Here is a 2,416-nt window from a genome sequence, read left to right on the forward strand (position 1 = left end):
TCTATAACCCATCCATTCGCCAGCGACGTCCGACCGCCCCCCCCGTTCTGCGGCAGTGTTCCTCCCGTAGTGATGTCACTGAGATTTCCAACGCCGCCCCACCTAATTAGGCCGTAGTTAAGTGCCACGCCAAGCACAGCGTTGGCCGCCGAGGATCCCTCTAGTTGACCTGCAGGACTGAAGTTACCTTGCTGCGCTTGGTCAAAAACGTAACCCATGCTCTGTTGCTGTGAATTCATCCATGTCTGAGGATCATTCAGCATCTGCAGCGTTGAATTCATCGCTGCTGGAATGTTACCGGGGTTCAACGCGCTGGCTGCCCCCTTAAGCCAACCAACGCCCCAATCAGCAACCTGGCTCGCGCCCAATGCCACGGGCCCTTGCGCAGTCTGCGGGTTGCTGCTGAAGATGGTTGGATCTCGGCGCTGATAGGGTGCTGACACGCCAAACAACGGCACGGGTTGCCCAAACTGGTCATAACCAATGGTCGGATTGCCCTGCGAGAGCGCGTAGCTACGCAAGAAATTCTGCGCTTCCGTCATCGAAGCGGGGTTGTACGTCGCATTCGCCGCAGTGTTCCAGTCCAACATCACACCTGCCGCGTTCTCGAGGATCTGCGCGGCTAGCTCAATACTCGTCCCTGGATGTTGGGCGGCATATTGAGCGGCAAGGACATTATCGATTATTGCCTTTTCGTCCTTCGCTGGATCTGGATCTCTATGCAACTCTCGGTTGTACTGCTCGCCGGCGAGCGCCGTACTTGCTCCGGCTCCGCCACCAACACCCCCAACTGCGGCACTACCCAACTGCATCATCGCATTGAATGCAGGCGTGCCAGGCGTGTAACCGTTGTCGACCAGGTACTGCTGCATAGCGCTACTCGCGGCCTCGCTCGCCGCAGCACCAAGCGCACCTCCCGCCGCATTACCGCCTCCGAGCGCGGCGGTCGCAGCCCCCACCAGCCCATGCAGGATGACCTTGTTGGAGCCGCCATCGCTCCACGACTGCTGCTCCTGCGCGGTCGTCGCGTTTCTTGCCATATAGCTGGCAATATCGCCGACGGCGGTCATGCCCACCTGGCCCGCCAGCGCTCCAACCTGCTGGTTCTCCTGTACCTTCTGCGCGTCGAAGATCTGCTTCAACGCCTGGTCGTCGAGCGTCGGCTTGCGATCCAGGCCGGTCAGGTCGGTGTCACCGTTTCGGGTGACAATCGTGCCTTCGGCGATTCCTGCGTGTGTCGTGCTGCTTTCGCTGCCGTTCTGCGGAACGCCGATACCTCCAGAGATACCGTTGTTCACGCCGCTGCCCATGCCCCCGCCGACACTGATGCTCTCGCTGCTGTAGCTAGCCTTGTTCTCGATATCGCTGAAGCTTAGCGTGCCCGTGTCGAGCAGATTCTTCGATGCATCGGCGGTGCTGGCGATCACCGCACCATGGAGATCGGTGTTCCCACCCACATGAATCTGGAAGCCGCCGTCGCCTGCGCCGATGCCGCTGACCTGGTTGACACTGGCGTAGTCGCTCTTCGTCTTGCTGGCCGCCAGCGAACCGCTGACGCCCGCCCCACCCCCGCTAAAGCCGTACACGAGCGTCAATCCCGCCTGCACGCTATGGGCTGCGTAATCGTTGGTGTCCTGCTCGCTGGCGATATTGAGGTTGCCACCGATATCAGCGAGCACTTCGTTGCCCTTGGCTTGTGCGCCGCGGATTGTGGTGTCGTTGCCACTAATAAGAGTGAGCGTGTCGGAGGCGGTCACACCCGACTCGGCGTGCGTGGTTCCGTTGCCGTGCCCTTGGGCCTGCCCGGCATTCACGCTGAGGTAAATGCCAGTGGTCTGCCCGATGCTGAAACCCACTTCGCCGCTACTATTGTGGCTGTCACTCTTGTCAGAGTGTTGCTCGGCCTGGCTCAGCAAGTTGAGGTTGTTGGCTGCAGCCAGCGTGACGTTGTTGCCGTTGATCTGGCTTCCGATGACATTGAGGTCACCGCCCGTGGCGGCGATCGTCACATCACCGTTGCTTCGGATACTGCTCCCGTACGCGGTGTCATCGTGCGTGGTCTGGGTGCTCTTGGCGCTGCTGGCACCGATACCAATGCGCAAGGAGATGTCCTGGGTATTGCCTTGCGCGGCATTACCTATCGCCTGTGCACCGCTCGTTCCACTGCCGCCACCGGTCGAAAACAACGCCTGAGCCGCCTGTGCGGCATAAAGCGCCTGCACCCGCTTGTCAGAGCTCTGGTGCGCCGCCTGCGCTGAGCCCGCGACACTGTTAACCACATTGGCAGCGCCGCCAGTGAGACCGACGTGGATGCCCGCGCTGCTTTGCTTCTGCGTCTGCGTGATATCGGATGTGCCCACGGCAGCATCGATGGTCACGTTCTTGCCCACGATGGTCGTGCCGGTCTGGCTGTTTA

1 protein-coding gene is annotated in these 2,416 nt (G+C 60.8%); it reads right to left on the reverse strand.

Annotated features, from left to right (window positions below; genetic code table 11):
- On the reverse strand, positions 1–2,416 hold a 2,416-nt coding region (locus AC1DVF_RS28995; RefSeq protein ID WP_477783597.1), incomplete at both ends, for a hemagglutinin repeat-containing protein.

The sequence above is a fragment of the Pseudomonas sp. P4_D7 genome, from assembly GCF_056401755.1.